This window comes from Microbacterium sp. 22303 (assembly GCF_052045265.1).
GTDB lineage: Bacteria > Actinomycetota > Actinomycetes > Actinomycetales > Microbacteriaceae > Microbacterium.
In genome coordinates, this window is the sequence record NZ_JBQEOQ010000002.1 from 271,346 (window position 1) to 288,326 (window position 16,981).

The window sequence follows — 16,981 nt, forward strand, 5'->3', positions numbered from 1 at the left end:
GGGATCGGGCCTGTGCGCCGCCTAGAATCTCAGGGCCAGCACTCCCCTGCGCCCCGCGCGCCCGACGGATCCCCCGATGACTGCGACTCAGACCGAATCAGCCCCCCTGCGCCTGCGCGTGCGACGCGCCGCCGGGGCCTTCGCCGTCGCGCTGGGCCTGCTGCTCCCCCTTGCCGCTTTTTCACCTGCCGCGGCGGAGGAGACCCCCACCCCCAGCCCGACGCAGACACCGCAGCACGCGGGTGTGCAGCTCTCGCTGCAGCCGGACGGAAACGGATCCTATGCATCCGGATCACCGCTGACCGCGACGCTCACGCTGCATAACGATGCCACCACCGGTCTCGGCGCGGGCACGGTGCACCTGGAGCTGGGGCGTGCTCCGCTCGGCGATCGCCGCACCGTGAGCGCCTGGCTGGACGGATCCGGCGACGCACCCGCGCTCAGCCCGATCGGCGACGTGCGCACCACGGTGCTGGACGCCGAGGGCACCTCACGCACCCAGGTCGTGGTGCCGGCGGGCGACGTCGGCGCGCTCACCCCCGGCGTCTACCCGCTGCAGGCACGGTTCGAGGCGACCCCGGCGGCGGCCGATGCAAAGGCGCCGGCTCCCGCACGCAGCGCCCTCGTGGTCGCGCAGGGGGCGCCCGCCACCGTCGTCACTGTCGTGCCGATCACGGCGAACCCCACCGGCGACCTGCTGAGCGCTGCCGAACTCACCGCTCTCACCGCGCCGGCCGGGGCGCTCACGGCGCAGCTGAACGGCGTCGCCGGCACCCCTGCCGTGCTCGCCGTGGACCCGTCCATCCCTGCCGCGATCCGCGTGCTCGGTGCGGGGGCACCCGCCACGGCGACAGCGTGGCTCGCGCGGCTCGAGGCGCTGCCGAACGAGCGCTTCGCCCTGCAGTTCGGCGACGCGGACGCCACGGCGCAGGCGGCAGCCGGGCTGACCGCGCCGCTCACCGTCGACGACTTCGAGCCGTTCCTGAACCCCGCCGGCAAGACCTCGACGACACCCGCGCCGACATCGACATCGACCGCGAGCCCCTCGCAGGACCCTGCCGCACCCGACGCGATCGCGGGCGCCCGCACCGACATCCTGTGGCCGCGCGGCCAGGTCACCGCCGGGCAGGTGGCGACGATGTCGCATTACGGCCCTGCGGGTGCCGGAACCGTGCCGATCCTGCCTTCCACATCCTTCACCGCGGGTGCGCAGGATGCCCCGGTCTCGTCGCGCGGTGCCGTGGGCGGCACGGCCGTGCTCGTCAGTGACGAGGCCGTCTCGGAGGCGTTGAGCGCCGCGGCCGAGCAGTCCGATGCGGCGGCCCGCGGGGACGCACTGACCGAGGCGAACGCGATGCTGTGGTTCGACGCGCCCGGGTCCACGGTGCTCGCCGGTCTCTCCCGCACCGGGACGCGATCGGAGGAGGGACTGTCCAGCGCTGTCACCGCATTCAGCGGCGGGCAGGACGGGCGCCTGGATCGCGTGCTGTCCGGCGCTGCGACCGAACTCGCGGTCGCCATGGGGTCCGCCCAGGACCGCGCAGAGGCCGTGACCGTCCTGAATGAGGACGCCGGTCGCCTGGCACAGTTCGCCACGATCCTCGAGCGCCCCGCCGATCTCACGGTGCGCGAGCGCATCTCCATGCTGCGCCTGCTCGGTGTGGGCGTGCACACGACTGCCGAGGACTTCGGCACGGCTCTCGCGTCGCATCGCGCCGTGACGCGAAAGACCATGGAAGCAGTCGGGATCCAGCCGTCCAATCCGATCCTGATCAGCCCGAAGGTCGACGTTCCGGTGTGGGTGCGCAACGAGCTCCCTTATCCCGTCCGCGTGAGGCTCAACGTCTCATCCAGCGACAGCCGCATCGACGTGCCCGCGGCAACGGACGTCGAGGCGCAGCCTTCGAGCACCACGCGCGTGCGCCTTCCCCTCGAGTCGCACGTGGCCAACACCGAGCTCACACTCACCATGACCTTGACGAGCCCGACGGGCGTCGCGATCGGCCCGGCGCAGACCGCGCGCCTCACGATCCGGGCCGAGTGGGAGACCATCGGGCTCATCGTGTTCGGAAGCCTGGGCCTGCTGCTCATCGGCGCCGGGATCTTCCGCACGATCCGCCGCCGCAGGATCACCGCCGCAAAGCATGCCGCAGACGGCATGGAAGGATCCGACGGCGCGGCGGACGAGAGCGACCGGGAAGAACTCGCGGTCGCGGACATCCCCACCGAGAAGACCGGATCCGCTTCGGCCGACAAGGAGACGAATGAGTAGCCTCGGTCGCGCCAGCGCCCTGCTCGCGGCGGGCACGATGGTGTCGCGCATCACGGGACTGCTGCGCACGATCGTGTTGGTGGGCGTGATCGGTGCGGTCGGCAAAGCGCCCGATGCCTTCGCGCTCGCCAACCAGCTGCCGAACGACGTGTTCTCCATCATCTCGGTAGGTCTGCTGACGGCCGTGCTCGTGCCCCAGATCGTCAAGGCCGTTGCCGGGGAAGACGGTGGCAGTGCCTTCATTTCGAAGATCTTCACCGCGGGTACGGTCGTGTTGCTCGCAGCCACGGCAGCCGCCATGCTCGCGGCCCCCTGGATCATCAGCGTCATCATGAAGGCGGGCACGAGCGTCGAGCAACAGCAACTCGCCCTCGCTTTCGCGTACTGGTGCCTTCCTCAGATCTTCTTCTACGGCCTCTATGCCCTCATCGGTGAGACGCTGAACGCGCGCAAGATCTTCGGCCCGTTCACGTGGGCGCCTGTCGTGAACAACGTGGTCTCGATCGCGGGATTCCTCGTCATCGGGTTCCTGTTCGGAACTCCGCTCACCGAGGTCTCCGATTGGCCCGCCGACCGGATCGCCTGGCTCGGCGCCACTGCCACCCTGGGTATCGCCGTACAGGCGGGTGTCCTCCTCGCGTTCTGGCCACGCACGAAGCTGGCGCTGCGCATCGATTTCCGCTGGCGGGGGGTCGGTCTCGGCAACGTCGGCAAGTTGGCCGGCTGGACCATGTTGATGGCGTTGTCGAGCCTCATCGCCGGCTTCTACCAGCACAGTGTCGCCCTGGCCGCATCGGGTTCCAACGCATCGTTGACCGTGATGAACAACGCATGGCTGATCTTCATGCTCCCCTACTCGGTGATCGTGCTGTCGATCGGGACGCCGTACTTCACGCAACTCAGCGAGCACGCTCACGCCGGACGCCTTGAGGATCTGCGAGGCGATATCGCACGCAGCATCCGAACGCTCGGCTTCTTCCTCACGGGCGCGCTGGCCGCGGTGGTCGCCGCGACCGTTCCCGCCTCGCGCATCTTCACCGACAACCGTGATGAGGCCCAGGCCGCGGCCCTCGTTCTCGTCGGTTACCTGGTCGCACTCCTCCCCCTGGCAGTGCTCTTCATCGTGCAGCGCACCTTCTACGCCCTTGGAGACACTCGCACGCCCTTCGCATTCACGATCTTCCAGTGCATCCTCATCGCCGCCACGGCGTTCGGGACGCAACTCCTCCATCAGGCCGGCATCATTCCCCTGTCCGCTCTGGCGGCGACGCTGGCGCTCGGCCAATCCGTTGCCAGCGTGCTGCAGACCATCGTCGCGACCGTGCTGCTTCACCGCCGCCTCGACGGCATCGGGACGAGTCGCTGGATCCTCGCATTGGGGCGCTTCGTGCTCGCCGCCATTCCCGCCACCGCCGCGGGGTGGGGAGTTTTCCTTCTCCTCGGCGGCCCACACGGATGGACGACGGCAGACCGGATCCCGGCGGCGGTCGGCTGTCTGATCATTGCCGCGGTGGTCATGGTCGTCTACATCGGTCTGCTCGCCCTGCTGCGTGCACCGGAGCTCGACGCCCTGAAGGGTCTCGTGCGCCGCTTCGTGCCCTCGCGCTGAGCCGTCACGGATCCGGACCTCGCCTCAGATGACCACGCCCAGCCGTTACCCCGACACGATCGCCACCCCCATCACGCGTGAGCTGGTGGTGAAGAAGTCGCGCTTCATCGCCCACCTCGTCCCGGTCCGCTCCGTCGCGGAGGCGGAGGAGGTCATCGCCTCTGTCCGCAGGCAGTACTGGGACGCACGCCACAACTGCAGCGCGATGGTCACCGGGCTGAACGGCGATCAGGCGCGGTCCTCCGATGACGGGGAGCCCTCGGGCACGGCCGGGATCCCCATGCTCGAGGTCCTGCGCCGCCGCGGACTCACCGACCTGGTCGCGGTCGTCACGCGCTACTTCGGCGGCGTGAAGCTCGGCGCCGGCGGGCTGATCCGCGCCTATTCGACTGCGGTCTCCGAGGCGCTGGACGACGCCGCGCTGCTGCACCGCCGTGAGTTGCTCGAGGCGCGTGTCGACGTGCCGCACGCCGATGCCGGCCGCATCGACAACGCTCTGCGCGAATGGGCCACGGCCCACGGTGCGTCCTTCGGCGATGTCACGTACGGCACCTCGGCCTCCTTCGCTCTCTGGATCCCGCCCGCGATCAAGGAGGAGTTCGCCGCTGATCTCGCCGCGGTGTCGGCCGGATCCCTCCTCCCTGTCTACGGTTCGACGCGCATCGTGGACGTCCCAGGCGACTGACCCGGGATCACGCGCCACCACCTTGCCCTCCGAGCCCGCTCTGCTCCGACCTCGGAAGTCCTGACGGTTCAGCCGACCCGCGCTGTGATGCGTGGATCCCGCCACGTTCACCACAGCGGGGCCACGCCCTCGCCCAGGAACGGCGGGTAACGCCCAGGCCCGCGGAATGCCGCGCCGGTACCATGTGTTGAAGCGTGCGAAAGCAAGGAGAAGCAATGCGACAGGTCATCATCATCGGTTCGGGACCTGCGGGATTCACCGCGGCGATCTACGCGGCCCGCGCGAACCTGAATCCGGTGCTCGTGGCGAGCTCGGTCGAGGTCGGCGGCGAGCTGATGAAGACCACCGAGGTGGAGAACTTCCCCGGGTTCCCCGAGGGCATCCAGGGTCCGGACCTGATGGCCAAGATGCAGGAGCAGGCGGAGAAGTTCGGCACAGAGGTGCTCTACGACGACGTCACCGAGCTCGAGCTCGACGGCGAGATCAAGAAGGTCACGCTCGGCAGCGGCACCGTGCTCGAGGCCGCGTCCGTGATCTACGCCACCGGATCCGCTTATCGCACACTCGGCATCCCGGGCGAAGAGCGTCTCTCCGGTCATGGCGTGTCCTGGTGCGCGACCTGCGACGGCTTCTTCTTCCGGGAGCGCACCATCGCCGTCGTCGGCGGTGGTGACTCGGCGATGGAGGAGGCGACATTCCTCACCAAGTTCGCCTCGAAGGTGTACGTCATCCACCGCAAGGACTCGCTCCGCGCCTCCAAGATCATGCAGGAGCGCGCCTTCGCGAACGACAAGATCGAGTTCATCTGGAACAGCGCCGTCGAGGAGGTGCTCGGCGAGGACGCCACCACCGGCGTGCTGCTGCGCAACACGGTCGACGGCATGACGAGTGAGCTCCCCGTGGACGGCCTGTTCATCGCGATCGGCAACGACCCGCGCACGCATCTCGTGCACGGCAAGCTCGACCTGACCGCAGAGGGCACCATCTGGGTCGACGGCCGCAGTTCGCGCACCTCTGTTCCGGGTGTCTTCGCTGCCGGCGATGTCATCGACCCGACCTACCGTCAGGCGGTCACGGCTGCCGGATCCGGCACGGTCGCAGCGCTGGACGTCGAGCACTTCCTCGCCGCGCTCTCGGATGGAACCACCGCCGAGTCGGCTCTCGTCTGAGCCTCGGGAACACTTCAGCCCCAACCGCTGTTGACGCCTCTGAGCGTTTCACGCTTTCACAACAAGGAGAATCATGACTGCCAAGGCAACCAGCCAGGCGACCTGGGAGCAGGATGTGCTTCAGGCCGATGGCCCCATTCTGGTCGACTTCTGGGCCGAGTGGTGCGGTCCGTGTCGCATGGTCGCGCCCGTGCTGGACCAGATCCAGTCCGAGAACGGCGACAAGATCACCATCCTCAAGCTCAACGTGGACGAGAACCCCGATCTCGCCATGAAGTACCAGATCACGTCGATTCCGGCGATGAAGGTCTTCCAGGGCGGCGAGGTCAAGACCACGATCATCGGCGCCAAGCCGAAGTTCGCCCTCGAGCAGGATCTGGCCGCTTTCCTCGGCTGATCCCGCCCACACGGCCTCGAAGCCCGCTCTCCTCCGGGAGGGCGGGCTTCGTCGTTCGCGGATCGATCCTGTTCAGAGCGGCTCCGGATCATACTCCGCGGCGCACTCCGGCTCCGCGTGCTGCGCCAGCACAGGCGACGGATCGATGGGCGCCGCGCTCCCCTACCGAAAAACTCTGGGAAGCTCTGATCCCTGACCTGCCCCCGGTCGGAGCTCCACGACAGCACCGTTTCACGTGAAACGGGCCAGTCAGCAGCCAACCAGAGGCCATGGTCTAACCCCAACGCTTCTCAGACGACAAGGTGTCTACCCGCCATACACGCCACGCACCATGCACATGGTGGTGGCGGGGTCATGGGCCCTTGTACGTGCGCGGCGGCGACACGTTTCACGTGAAACGCCCACACGCATCGGCTGCACGCGGGCGTCGCTACTCCACGGAGCGGCGGGCGCAAACTCTGCGGCGAAGGGCGCAGGGGTGGGTTCTCCGAGTGCATCGGGAGGGGCCCGCGAAGCGGGAAGGACCCCGCTCTGCGCTCGGAGAAGCCCCCCCCCCCCCGAAGCCCGGGCGCACCCGGGGGGGGGGAGAGCGCGGAGGGAAGGAAACCGCTCTGTGTGTGACCATGCCACCCCGGAGTCCGAGCGCGCCACGATAGCCCCTGGTGGGGGATAGACCTCGTCTGGGCGACGTTTCACGTGAAACATCGCGGGTGAGTCAGGGCCGGGCGTCGTCCGCCAGCAGGTCCCAGCGACGATACTTCGGGCCGTCTCCGAGCAGCCCCCAGACGATCGGGGTGAGTTCGGGGTAGTCGAGGGCGATGCGACGGAGCAGATCGAAATTGCGTGATTCGTCGGGGCGTACGCCACCGCTTTCGACGATCTCATCGGCTCGCAGGAGGAAGACGACCAGCTCATCCACGCTGGGGAGCTCCTCCATGAAGGCCCAGGGGTCCTCTCCCCCAAGCAGACGCTCCTGGACCAGCACCGCGAGCTCATCCGCCGCTTCGGCGCGCAGCACTTCGAGGCTGGCTCGACGGGTCGGGGATTCTTTCACCGTTCCAGCCTACGCGGCGGTGGATGAACAGGGGCCCGAGAGGATCCGCGTACGCAGATCGTCCCGGGCCCCGTTGAAAGCGGTCGCTCCGAATCCGTCAGGAACCGAAACCTTCTTCGCCGATCTCCGAAAGGATGCGGTTCAGGTCCTGGATAGAAGCGAATTCGATCTTGACCTGGCCTTTTCGTGCACCCAGGGCGATCTGCACCCGGGTGTTGAGTCGATCGCCGAGCTTGCCGGCGACGTCGTCCAGGTACGCGCGGCGCGCGCCCGCCTGCGGCTTGACGGACTTGGGTACGGTGCCCGCTGCGGCGATGGTCTTCGCCGCTTCTTCAGTTGCGCGGACGGAGAGATCCTCGTTGACAACCTTGTCCGAGAGCCGCTGCATCAGTTCGGTGTCGTCGAGCGAGAGGATCGCCCTGGCGTGGCCGGCCGACAACACTCCTGCCGCCACCCGCTGCTGGACGGGAACAGGCAGTTTGAGTAGCCGGATCGTGTTGCTGACCTGCGGACGGGAGCGACCGATGCGGTTCGCGAGGGCCTCCTGGGTGATACCGAAGTCCTCGAGGAGCTGCTGGTACGCGGAGGCCTCTTCGAGCGGGTTCAACTGCGACCGGTGCAGGTTCTCCAGCAGCGCATCACGGAGCAGATCTTCGTCTGCGGTCTCCCGTAGAATCGCCGGCATCGAATCGAGTCCGGCTTCCCGAGCGGCGCGGGTGCGCCGCTCCCCCATGATCAGCTCGTACTTGCCTTCGTCGTTCTGTCGCACGACCACGGGCTGCAGCACCCCGAACTCGCGCACGCTGTGCACGAGCTCCGCGAGATCGTCCTCGTTGAAGTGGACGCGCGGCTGTCGTGGGTTCGGAACGATGTCGTGCGGGTTCACACGAATCAGGCGGGCACCCGGAACGGCGACAAGATCCTCGGCCGGCTCGGCGGGCTGTACAGCAGGCGCGGTCTCCGGGACCGGATCGATGCGTGCGCCGGGGAAGAACACGTCCACGGGGCGCTCCGTGGCATCCGAAGTGGGGATGAGTGCGCCGATCCCCCGGCCGAGTCCCGTGCGTTTGGCCATCAGTGCCCCTTCTCGTTGTCTTCGGTCGCCCGGCGGGCGATCTCGACTGCTGCTTCTCGGTAGGCGACCGCGCCTACCGACTGCCCGTCGTACGCGATCACGGTCTGCCCGAAGCTCGGCGCTTCGGAGACACGCACGGAACGAGGAATCACGGTGTCCAGCACCTCGTGCGGGAAATGTCCGCGCACCTCCTCCGCAACCTGCTGCGCGAGTCGGGTGCGTCCGTCGAACATCGTCAGAAGGATCGTCGACATCGTGAGGTCGGGATTCAGGTGCTTCTGGATCATCCGGATGTTGCCGAGCAGCTGGCTCAGGCCCTCCAGGGCGTAGTACTCGCACTGAATCGGGATCATCACCTCGGTTGCGGCGGTGAAGGCGTTGATCGTGAGCAGTCCCAGCGACGGCGGGCAGTCGATGATCACGACGTCCACCGGATTCTGGGTCAGGTAGTCATTGAGCGCGGTGCGTAGCCGGTGCTCCCGCGCGACCTGCGAGACCAGCTCGATCTCGGCGCCCGCGAGGTGAATCGTGCTCGGCGCGCAGAGCAGATTGGGGGATTCAGGACTGGCTCGCACGACGTCCACCAGCGGAACATCGCTGATCAGGACGTCATAGATGCTCTGCAGATCGGCGGTGTGCGGGACTCCCAGCGCCGTCGATGCATTTCCCTGTGGATCCAGGTCGATCACGAGCACCTTCGCGCCGAGATCCGCCATCGCCGCCGCGATATTGACGGCGGTTGTCGTCTTTCCGACCCCGCCCTTCTGGTTCGAGATCGTGAAGACACGGGTCGGCCCGTCGAAACGGACCGTGACGCCTTCCAACGCCTTGCGGCGAGCCGTCAGATCCGCGAGTTCCCGGGCCAAAGGGGTGTCCACGCCGTATCCAGCAGTCGAGGTGCTTGAGGACTGTTTCACGTGAAACATCCACTCCTTTCGACGATCTCCGACGGGGAAACGACGGAATCTCCACTCTAACTTGCGCGGCCGACAATCTTCGGACGGATCAGTGAAACAGGGCTATGTTTCACGTGAAACACCACGTTCTGTGCCACTCGCAGCCTCGTAAGGCATGCGCGCTGAGCCCTCATTGCACACGTGGGCGCAGGGGTGTGGATCACGAATCGGTGGGCTCCTTCCCGCTGCGCGGCCCCCTCCCGATATTCGCCATCCACACACCCCTGCGCCCTCCCACGACAGGAACGGTCGGTCGGTGCTGGCAACAGCTATGACCGAGGTGGCGGCGCTGCGGTGATGTTTCACGTGAAACATCACATGGGGGCTGTGGCCCTCGAGGCAGGTATAGGCTGTGTCGACCGACTGAGAGGTCCCGCCGCGTTGACGGCCATCTCTGCGCAACACCACACTGCTCCCCCTACCCGGCCGTCGCGCTCTCATCCCACACGAGCGCCGCTAAGCGAAACGTGCTGAGCATGCCCCTCGCTGGCGGCTGCTCCTGGAGACACCCACGATCCGATTCGTCCGCTGTCCTGGGGTTCGTTTCAGCTGGGGGCCCTGTAACACCCAATCCCATCCCTGCCGAAGGACGCTGGGCCCACGCGCTTGGCCCAGGTCGAGCACGGCGTTTCACGTGAAACGAGGGCGGAGGGATGTGAGTACCACGAATATCGGGAGGGGGCCCGCGAAGCGGGAAGGAACCCGCCGATTCGTGGAACTCACATCCCGCAGCCAGGGCGCCGACTATCGAGGCGGAGCTATCAGACGAAGACCGTGTCCCGAAAGGGTGGTCCTACTCGCGGGACTCAGCCGCGGACAGTCGCTCGCAGCACGCGCGTCGTCTCGGTCAGCACGCCTTCACCGAGGACCTCCACGCGCACGTCGCTGAGCAGGAACTTGCGGATCTGCTTCTGCGCAGCGGTGATCTCGTTTTCGGCGTTGACGCCCTTGAGCAGCGCGAGCTCTCCCCCGCTGCGCACGAGAGGTGCAGTCCACGGAAGCAGAGTGCGCAGCGCGCTGACCGCGCGTGCAGTGACCATGTCGAACGTGCCGCTGAGCCCGACATCCTCAGCACGACCGCGAACGACCGTCGTGTTCGACAGGCCCAGGGCCGTGACCTGCTCGTCCAGCCATGCCACGCGTCGCTCCATCGGCTCGATGAGCGTGAACTGCACATCGGGTCGGGCGATCGCGAGCACGATGCCCGGCAGGCCGGCTCCGGATCCCACGTCCGCAACGGTGCCGTGGAACAGAGGTGCGGCGATAGCGCTGTTGAGGATGTGCCGGGTCCATAGTCGCGGCACCTCGAGCGGGCCGATCAGGCCGCGCTCTTCGCCTTGCTCGGCCAACGCCGCGGTGAAGTCGCGCGCGAGCCCGATCCGATCCCCGAACAGCACGGCGGCAACAGCCGGCTCAGCCTCGAGCTCGGACGACACCGATTCAGTCATGTTTCACGTGAAACGTCAGTGCCGGCGGATGACCGTATGGCGGGTCGGACCATCGCCGTAGGACTCGGAGATCAGGCCCCGCTCCGCCACGATGTCATGCACCAGCTTGCGCTCGTAACTCGACATCGACGGCAGCGACGCCTGCGACGCTCCCTCGTCGAGCTTCGCGACAGCGGAATCGACCAGGCGCTCGAGCTGACTACGGCGCGCATCCCGGGATCCGGCGACGTCGAGGATCACGCGCGAGAAGGATCCGGTGCTGCTCTGCACAGCGAGTCGGGTGAGCTCCTGCAGCGCCTGCACGGTGTCGGGCGCAGAAAGCAGGCGCAGACCGTCGCCCTCCGCCTCGACCGAGACGTATGCTCGTCCCTGCTTGACGTCCAGGGTCAGGTCGCCGTCGATGTCGGCGATGTCCAGAAGACCCTCGATGAAGTCCGCCGCGACGTCGCCCTCATGCTCGAGATCGGAGACGGTCGGCTCGGCGACATCCTGCTCGGTCATGCCTTGTCTCCGTTCACGTTCTTCTCAGGATCCTTCTTGGCGTTGTCCTGGTCCTTCTTGGCGCGCTTGGCGCTCTTCGGCTGCTGGCGCTTGGGCTGCTGAGCACGGAGGCGCTCGGCGTCCTCCAGCATCTTCTGCTGCTCGGCGTCGTAGGCGGCCTTCGGCACGACCTTGCCCTCGGAGTTGATGGCCTTGCCCTTGCGCGCGAGACGCTCCTCCCGCGCCTTGGCCGCATCGGATCCGGGTGTCGGCATCTCACGCAGCACCAGGAACTGCTGGCCCATCGTCCACAGGTTGCTGATGAACCAGTAGATGACCACACCGAGCGGGAAGAACAGACCGGAGAAGATGAAGCCCAGCGGAAGGATGTACAGCATGATCTTCTGCATCTGGTACGCCTGGCCGGTCTTGGCCTCGGGCGACAGGTTCTTCGAGATGATCTGCAGCTGCGTGAAGAACTGGGATCCGATCATGAGGATCACCAGGACGACGAGGATCGCGACCGTGGTCTCCCAGCCGGCCGGCTTGTGCTGCACCGCATCCACGAGGCTGGTGTGCAGCGGCGCCACTCCGAACAGCGTCGCGTCGTAGAACTGCTTGGTCAGCTGCTTCGTCAGCAGCCACACCCCGCCCTCGCCCGCGACGGCGTGCTTCTTGACATCGCTCAGCGTGTAGAACATGCCGAGCAGGAACGGCATCTGCACCAGCAGCGGAAGACAGCTCGACATCGGCGTCGTGCCGTGGCGCTTGTACAGGGCCATGGTCTCGCGACTCATCGCCTCGCGGCTCAGCTGATCACGCTTGCCCTTGTACTTCTCCTGAACTTTCTTGAGTTCAGGGGCGATTTCCATCATCTTGCGCTGACTCTTGATCTGCCGCACGAAGAGCGGGAAGACCGCCGCGCGAATGACCAGGACGAGCCCGACGATCGACAGCACCCAGGTGAGGCCCGCGGCGCCCTGCATGCCCAGGGAGGTGAACAGCCAGTGCCAGGCGACGAGGATCGCCTCGACCAGTGCCTTGAACGGCCACATGACGATGCCGAGCAGATCGAAGCCTCCGCTCGAGGCAGCAGGCGTCGTTGACGCGGCAAACAGGAGGTCGGAACCCACTGATCAGTCCTTTCGGGAGGGTACGACGAATCCTCGGGGCGTGAGGGCGTGTCGGAAGTCGGAATGCGGTGGCACGTCGTCCACACCGCCGTGGCTCCAGGGATTGCAGCGCAGAATCCGCCACGCCGAAAGGCCTGCGCCCTTCACCGCACCGTGCTGCTGCACCGCACCTACAGCGTAGGCGGAACACGATGGGTAGTACGCACAGACATCGCCGTACAGGGGGGAGACCGCCGCGCGGTAGGCGGTGAGGAACCCCAGCACCAGGTTGCGTGGAACCAGCGGGACTGCCCGCAGCGCGTCACCGGCGTGCAGGTGCGCGGTACCGCGCGAATACGCCGGAAGCGCGCTCATCGCACCCCCCTGTCGACGGCTCGTCCCAGATCCGACAGCAGATCCACGAAAGGCGCCTCCGCCGCGGAGGGCAGGGCGCGGATGACGATGTCGACGCCGTCTCTCAATGGGAGCTGGCGGGCGCATGCGTCCTTCAGGCGTCGCCGCACGGTGTTACGGGTCACTGCGTTCCCCACCTGCTTGCTCACGATGAAGCCGAAGCGCACGGGGCGCTGCTCACCGGTGTCGAGCACCGAGACGACAAGCCGCAGCCCGCCGTATCGCCGTCCGCGCCGAACCACCGTGCGGTAGTCGGACCCGCGGACGAGGCGATGCGGGCGGGCGAGCACGGTTTACGCCGAGAGCTCGACACGGCCCTTCGTGCGGCGTGCCGAGAGGATGGCGCGGCCGGCGCGGGTGCGCATGCGGGCACGGAACCCGTGCTTCTTGGCGCGACGACGGTTGTTGGGCTGGAAAGTACGCTTGCTCATGATTTCTCCGGGAAGGGAAGCTGTCACCGGGATCGATGCGGCCGGAGACGGTGGAAAAAGACTGCCGAAATGGCATAAGTCAACCGATTAAGGCTACGACGTCGACCCCGACATCGCAAACTGAGCGGGCGAAAGCAACATTATCCACATCTGTGGAGGGATCCTTCAACAAGGACACGCCGTCTCTCGTTCCCAGTCACAGGTTGCCCTCACGGCCCAGGCTGACTACCGTGGCACGAGCAGTTATCCACAGGCAGCGTGTCCCGATCCGCCCGCTGTGCCGAGTCGCCCGGGGGAACCATGTCCGCAGCCGCAGAGTCCGAAGTCCCGATCTGGGACGAACTTCTCGCGGAGCTGGCCCGAGACGAGCGCGTCTCCGCGCCGCTGCAGGGCTTCCTCAATCTCGCCGTTCCTGCGGGCGTCATGACTGCCACCCTCTACCTGGAGGTCCCGAACGACCTCACCGCGGGACAGATCAACAAGCGCCTCCGACTGCCGATCATGGAGGCGCTCGCCCGCATCGGAGACGAGGTGACCTCGTTCCGCGTCACCGTGAACCACGACATGGTCGAGCAGCAGACCGTGCCGATCCCGGTCCCGGACTTCGCCCCCGGCCGGCAGGAGCCGACCAGGATCGAATCCCCCATCGAGCAGCAGCCGACACCGATCCGTCACGAGTCGCGGCTGAACCCCAAGTACGTCTTCGACAACTTCGTGATCGGCCAGTCCAACCGCTTCGCCCACGCGGCCGCCGTCGCCGTCGCCGAGGCACCCGCGAAGGCCTACAACCCGCTGTTCATCTATGGAGGCCCTGGCCTGGGCAAGACCCACCTGCTGCACGCGATCGGCGACTACGCCCAGTCCCTGTACGCCGGGGTCAAGGTTCGCTACGTGTCGAGCGAGGAATTCACCAACGACTTCATCAACTCGATCGCGAACAACCGCGGATCCGCCTTCCAGGCGCGCTATCGCGAGGTCGACATCCTGATGATCGACGACATCCAGTTCCTGCAGGGCCGCGCGGAGACGCAGGAGGCGTTCTTCCACACCTTCAACCAGCTGCACGACCACAACAAGCAGGTCGTCATCACGAGCGACCTGCCGCCCAAGCACCTCACCGGGTTCGAGGAGCGGATGCGGAGCCGGTTCGAGTGGGGCCTCATCACCGACGTGCAAGCGCCCGACCTGGAGACGCGCATCGCGATCCTCCGCAAGAAGGCGCAGAGCGAGCAGCTGCACGTCCCGGACGACGTGCTCGAGTACATCGCGACGAAGGTGTCCTCCAACATCCGCGAGCTCGAGGGTGCGCTGATCCGTGCCACCGCGTTCGCGAACCTGAACCGCTCCGCACTCGACATCGCCACCGCGCAGACGGCCCTGCGCGACATCGTCGATCAGGACGAGGACAGCATCATCTCGCCGACCGACATCATCACGACGACCGCGAACTACTTCAAGCTCAGCGAGGACGACCTCTACGGATCCAGCAGGTCGCAGCAGATCGCGACGGCCCGACAGATCGCCATGTATCTGTGCCGCGAGCGCACCAATCTCTCATTGCCGAAGATCGGCCAGCTGTTCGGCAACCGCGACCACACCACCGTGATGTACGCGTACAAGAAGATCAGCGAGCTCATGAAGGAGCGCCGCGCCATCTTCAACCAGGTGACCGAGATCACCGCCCAGCTCAGCCGTCGCTGAACCTCCGCACGGATCCTCCCCCGCGCTGCGGGCTCTCTGCGCGGTCGCAGGAGCGCCGTCGACGCCAGTTCCAGGCTGTGCCGGCGAATTCTGGCATCCGCCCCGCCCGGAAGTCCACATGTGGATAACTTGGGGATATCTCGGGATCCGGACGGCGTGGATTCCCCATGATGAGCGTCGATCTGTGGATAACTCGGGCGAACGGATCCGCACCGCATGCCCCGCGACCCCGCTGTTTCCGCAGGGTCTCCACAACTCACACGTCTGTAGTTCCCTAGAGCCGCAAAGCATCCCCAGAGTTATCCACAGTATCCACAGGCGTTAACACCGTTAAGAACTCCTCTCGAATCTCCGTCCATCGATCACCACCCGGTGCCCGGTTGGGGATGGATGCGGATCCGGGGCACTTCGACCTGAACCTGATGCCTCGTGGCATTAGCATGGGATCCCCTGGTGTCTGCCATGGGGCGGAGATTCGTGTCATCCTCCGCATTCAGTCGACGGAGGAGCGCCGTGAGGTTCCAGGTCAATCGCGATGTCTTCAGCGAAGCTGTGTCCTTCGTCGTCAAGCTGCTGCCTCAGCGGAATCCGCAGCCGATCCTGGCCGGAGTGCTGATCGAGGCCGGTGATGAGGGGCTCACGCTCTCCGCCTTCGACTACGAGGCCTCCGCGCGCACCACGATCGAGGCCACCGTCGACGAACCGGGCACGATCCTCGTGCACGGACGCCTGCTCTCCGACATCGCCAGCCGTCTGCCCAACGCACCGATCGAGATCTCTGTCGAGGAGGACGGCGGCATCGCCGTACGCTGCGGATCCGCACGCTTCACCCTCGCCGCCATGCCGGTCGAGGAATATCCCTCCATTCCCGAGGTCTCCGGCACCAGCGGTGTCGTCCCCGCAGAGGACTTCGGCACTGCGATCGCCCAGGTCGCCTTCGCCGCCTCGCGCGACGACGTAACCCCGGTGCTCACCGGCGTGCAGCTCGAGGTCAGCGAGAACACGCTGAGCCTCGTGGCCACCGACCGATACCGGGTGTCGCTGCGCGACGTCCCATGGGACGGCGAGGCCGCGGCGCAGACCGCGCTCGTCCCGGCTCGCACCCTGCAGGAGGTCGGTAAGACCTTCGGTCACGCCGGCACCATCCAGATCTCGTTCTCGGGCGCCGGTGACCGCGAGATCATCGCATTCACCGCGGGCAACAAGACCGTCACCTCGCTGCTCATCAAGGGCAACTTCCCCCCGGTCCGCCGCCTTTTCCCGGAGCAGACCGACCACCACGCGGTGGTGAGCACCGCCGACCTCACCGAGGCCGTGCGTCGCGTCGCGCTCGTGCTGGACCGGTCCGCTCCGCTGCGTTTCACGTTCGAAACGTCCGAGGTGACCATGGACGCCTCCGGCGGCGAGCAGGCCCGTGCCTCCGAATCGGTCGACGCGCACCTCAACGGCGAAGAGGTCACCCTCGGCCTGAACCCGCAGTACCTGCTCGAGGCGCTCGGAGCTCTCAAGAGCGAGTTCGTGCGCGTCACGTTCACCTCCTCGGACAACGCGAACAAGCTCAGCCCCGTGCTGATCACGAGCCAGACGTCGGTCGATGCGGCCGGTCTCGACTCGTACAAGTACCTGCTGCAGCCCAACCTGCTGCTCCGCTGAGACGTATGAGGCTGGATCCGATCGATTCCGCTCTCGCGGCGAGGATCATCACCCGCGATGAGCGCTCGGGCGACGACTGGCACCCCGAGTACCCGTTCGAGGATGAGCTCGTGCCGCTGCGATCGCTCGCCGCTCGCGAGGACGCGGATCCGGTCTTCACGCTGTACGCCATCCGCGATGACCAGGGTGTCGCGGTCGGCGGCTTCGGATTCTTCGGTCCGCCGGACGAGACGGGAACAGTCGAATTCGGGTACGGGCTGATCCCCGCCGCGCGCGGTCGAGGGCTCGCGACGACCGCCGTCGCCGAAGGCCTGCAGATCGCGGCCGCTCATGGAGCCGTGCGCGCGATCGCCGACACCGAAGAGACGAATCTCGCCTCGCTCGCCGTGCTGGCGCGGTCCGGAATGACCGAGACCCGCCGCGAGGGCGGCATGGTCTACGTCGCCCGCGAACTCTGATCGCGCGGTCGCACACGGTCCGGCCCCCGTGACTGGTCGCAGAATGCGGCTTCGAACGCGGAATGAC

At 66.7% G+C, this 16,981-nt stretch carries 17 protein-coding genes; 8 read left to right on the plus strand and 9 right to left on the minus strand.

Annotated features, from left to right (window positions below):
- Positions 1-76: 76 nt before the first annotated feature.
- The 5 genes from ACTJI8_RS07025 to trxA all read left to right on the plus strand — a co-directional run bounded on the left by ACTJI8_RS07025 (position 77) and on the right by trxA (position 6,132).
- A complete protein-coding gene (locus ACTJI8_RS07025; RefSeq protein WP_440732708.1) occupies positions 77-2,272 on the plus strand; it encodes a DUF6049 family protein in 2,196 nt (731 codons plus the stop codon).
- Positions 2,265-3,881 (plus strand): murein biosynthesis integral membrane protein MurJ, encoded by a 1,617-nt coding sequence (gene murJ, locus ACTJI8_RS07030; RefSeq protein WP_440732709.1) that lies wholly within the window; start codon positions 2,265-2,267, stop codon positions 3,879-3,881. Before ACTJI8_RS07025 ends, murJ begins: the two co-directional genes overlap by 8 nt.
- 28 nt (positions 3,882-3,909) lie before the next feature.
- Positions 3,910-4,566: an IMPACT family protein gene (locus ACTJI8_RS07035; RefSeq protein ID WP_440732710.1), complete on the plus strand. Its 657-nt coding sequence runs from the start codon at positions 3,910-3,912 to the stop codon at positions 4,564-4,566.
- 215 nt (positions 4,567-4,781) lie between these two features.
- Positions 4,782-5,735 (plus strand): thioredoxin-disulfide reductase, encoded by a 954-nt coding sequence (trxB, locus tag ACTJI8_RS07040; RefSeq protein ID WP_440732711.1) that lies wholly within the window; start codon positions 4,782-4,784, stop codon positions 5,733-5,735.
- 73 nt (positions 5,736-5,808) lie between these two features.
- Positions 5,809-6,132, plus strand: a complete 324-nt coding sequence (gene trxA / locus ACTJI8_RS07045) for a thioredoxin (protein ID WP_292717765.1) — start codon at positions 5,809-5,811, stop codon at positions 6,130-6,132.
- A 715-nt stretch (positions 6,133-6,847) separates the two neighbouring features.
- Here the strand turns inward: trxA and ACTJI8_RS07050 are convergent.
- From ACTJI8_RS07050 to rpmH, 9 genes are all read right to left on the minus strand, one after another.
- Entirely contained in the window at positions 6,848-7,186 is a 339-nt protein-coding gene (locus ACTJI8_RS07050; protein WP_440732712.1) for a tryptophan synthase subunit alpha, read from the minus strand.
- Positions 7,187-7,283: 97 nt separating this feature from the next.
- Positions 7,284-8,261, minus strand: coding sequence for a ParB/RepB/Spo0J family partition protein (locus tag ACTJI8_RS07055; protein WP_440732713.1), 978 nt, complete (start codon positions 8,259-8,261; stop codon positions 7,284-7,286).
- Entirely contained in the window at positions 8,261-9,187 is a 927-nt protein-coding gene (locus ACTJI8_RS07060; protein WP_440732714.1) for a ParA family protein, read from the minus strand. The genes ACTJI8_RS07055 and ACTJI8_RS07060 overlap by 1 nt, the downstream gene beginning before the upstream one ends.
- Positions 9,188-10,023: 836 nt before the next feature.
- Positions 10,024-10,665 carry a 16S rRNA (guanine(527)-N(7))-methyltransferase RsmG gene (gene rsmG / locus ACTJI8_RS07065; RefSeq protein WP_440732715.1) on the minus strand — a complete coding sequence of 214 codons (642 nt, stop codon included), beginning with the start codon at positions 10,663-10,665 and terminating at the stop codon, positions 10,024-10,026.
- Positions 10,666-10,680: 15 nt separating this feature from the next.
- A complete protein-coding gene (locus ACTJI8_RS07070) occupies positions 10,681-11,166 on the minus strand; it encodes a Jag family protein (protein WP_440732716.1) in 486 nt (161 codons plus the stop codon).
- The gene (yidC, locus tag ACTJI8_RS07075; protein WP_440732717.1) at positions 11,163-12,278 is read right to left on the minus strand and encodes a membrane protein insertase YidC; all 1,116 of its coding nucleotides are present in this window, start codon (positions 12,276-12,278) and stop codon (positions 11,163-11,165) included. Before yidC ends, ACTJI8_RS07070 begins: the two co-directional genes overlap by 4 nt.
- A 3-nt stretch (positions 12,279-12,281) precedes the next feature.
- Positions 12,282-12,632 (minus strand): membrane protein insertion efficiency factor YidD, encoded by a 351-nt coding sequence (gene yidD, locus ACTJI8_RS07080; RefSeq protein ID WP_440732718.1) that lies wholly within the window; start codon positions 12,630-12,632, stop codon positions 12,282-12,284.
- Entirely contained in the window at positions 12,629-12,961 is a 333-nt protein-coding gene (rnpA, locus tag ACTJI8_RS07085) for a ribonuclease P protein component (RefSeq protein ID WP_440732719.1), read from the minus strand. The genes yidD and rnpA overlap by 4 nt, the downstream gene beginning before the upstream one ends.
- Before the next feature lie 3 nt (positions 12,962-12,964).
- Positions 12,965-13,102 (minus strand): 50S ribosomal protein L34, encoded by a 138-nt coding sequence (gene rpmH, locus ACTJI8_RS07090; protein ID WP_105689046.1) that lies wholly within the window; start codon positions 13,100-13,102, stop codon positions 12,965-12,967.
- 300 nt (positions 13,103-13,402) lie between these two features.
- Here rpmH and dnaA point away from each other — a divergent pair, with 300 nt between their 5' ends.
- The 3 genes from dnaA to ACTJI8_RS07105 all read left to right on the plus strand — a co-directional run bounded on the left by dnaA (position 13,403) and on the right by ACTJI8_RS07105 (position 16,914).
- Positions 13,403-14,803, plus strand: coding sequence for a chromosomal replication initiator protein DnaA (gene dnaA / locus ACTJI8_RS07095; protein WP_440732720.1), 1,401 nt, complete (start codon positions 13,403-13,405; stop codon positions 14,801-14,803).
- A 513-nt stretch (positions 14,804-15,316) separates the two neighbouring features.
- Positions 15,317-16,456 carry a DNA polymerase III subunit beta gene (dnaN, locus tag ACTJI8_RS07100; protein ID WP_440732721.1) on the plus strand — a complete coding sequence of 380 codons (1,140 nt, stop codon included), beginning with the start codon at positions 15,317-15,319 and terminating at the stop codon, positions 16,454-16,456.
- A gap of 5 nt (positions 16,457-16,461) precedes the next feature.
- Positions 16,462-16,914, plus strand: a complete 453-nt coding sequence (locus ACTJI8_RS07105; RefSeq protein ID WP_440732722.1) for a GNAT family N-acetyltransferase — start codon at positions 16,462-16,464, stop codon at positions 16,912-16,914.
- The last annotated feature ends 67 nt before the right edge of the window (positions 16,915-16,981 follow it).